The sequence below is a fragment of the Streptococcus mitis genome, assembly GCF_001579035.1.
Lineage (GTDB): Bacteria > Bacillota > Bacilli > Lactobacillales > Streptococcaceae > Streptococcus > Streptococcus mitis_J.
The window spans coordinates 104456-106018 of the sequence record NZ_KQ970285.1 but is presented as its reverse complement, the minus strand read 5'-3'; the positions used below and the strand labels follow the sequence as shown (position 1 = coordinate 106018).

The window sequence follows — 1563 nt, the reverse complement described above, 5'->3', positions numbered from 1 at the left end:
AAGGAGGGAGGGAGGCAAATTTACAAACTCTCAATCTTTTTAATTCTTTTGGGAGTAATAACTCTCTAATTGTAGGAACTCCTCAATAACATGGTGAGCTTCTTCCATCCCTTTTAATTGTCCCATAGCTATGAGCTGCACAACAAGATTTCCCACAGCTGTAGCTTCAGTTGAACCTGTAAGAACCTCTTTACCAGTTCTATCAGCAATCATTTGATTAAAGTAACTGGCTCTAGCACCTCCTCCAATCACATATATCCTCTTATAAACCTTATGAGTTAGTTCCTCTAGTAACTCTATTGTTTTCTTATACGTTTCAGCTAGGCTTTCATAAACGATTTTAAATAGTTGTCCATCTGTCCACTCTCTAGTTTCATGATGATAAGCTAGATATTCTGTCAAAGTCTTGTACATATCAGATTCTGTTGCAAATTCAGTTGATTCAGTATCAATCAGAGGAAGATTTTCTTTTTCTTTCTCCACCATTGTCCTAATTTCATCAAAAGAATATGCTTTCCCTCTTCTTTCAAATGAACGTCTTAGTTCCTCTATGATCCATAGCCCTGTACAATTCTTCAAAAATGTAATCACTCCATCTTTACCGACTTCATTTGTAAATCCATAACTGAACGATTCGGTACTAAGAATCGGTGAAATAAGCTCCACTCCAACCAAAGACCAAGTCCCTGATGAAATAAACAAACTATCTTCTGTCTTAGGAACTGATACAATCGCGCTTGCTGTATCATGACTACAAACATTCACAACAGGAATATTGCCTAAACCATATTCCTCTTTGAGTCTACCAAGAACATTCCCCTCTGAAACAATTTCAGGAAGTAAAGATGAATCCAATTCAAATAGTTTTAAGATATTCTGATTCCAATTTTGACTCCTCGGATCAAAGAGTTGCGTTGTTGAAGCAATACTTTTTTCTGTAGCAAACTTACCTGTCAAGAGATAATTAAACAAATCTGGCATTAAAAGAATCTTATTGGTCTTATAGAAAGAGTCAGGAGATTCTTGACGTGCCTTAAAGAGTTGAAACAAGGTATTTATCTCCATAATCTGATTTCCTGTCTCTGAATACAGTTTTTCTAATTCAGTAATTTCAGATATTTCCTTTAAAACTCCTTTTGTTCTTTCATCACGATAGTGAACAGGTTGTAATAACAGCTTACCTTCATTATCAATCAGTCCGAAATCAACACCCCATGTATCAATACCGACAGATAAAATCTTGTAACTAGTATTAGCCAATCGGATACTTTCAAGAATTTTAGCTAGTAGAAAGTCAACATCCCAAGATAAATGCCCTTTTACTCTAATAGGTAGATTAGAAAAGCGATTTATTTCTTCCATTACTAGTTTATTTTCAGAAAGGTAACCAACGATTGCTCTTCCAGAAGTCGCACCTAAATCTATTGCTAAAACCGCTTCCATTTTTCTTCTCTCTTCGTCCTTGATTAACTTTATTATAATCCCCACATTTTATTTTTTCAATATATGAACGCTTACTTGAATAATATTCATATATTTACTCCATAAACATAAAAATAATTC

General features: G+C 34.5%; 1 protein-coding gene. It reads right to left on the bottom strand.

From position 1 onward, the window contains the following. Positions 1-39: 39 nt before the first annotated feature. Positions 40-1443, bottom strand: coding sequence for a rhamnulokinase (locus tag SMIDD26_RS00530; RefSeq protein ID WP_061438595.1), 1404 nt, complete (start codon positions 1441-1443; stop codon positions 40-42). Positions 1444-1563 lie beyond the last annotated feature (120 nt).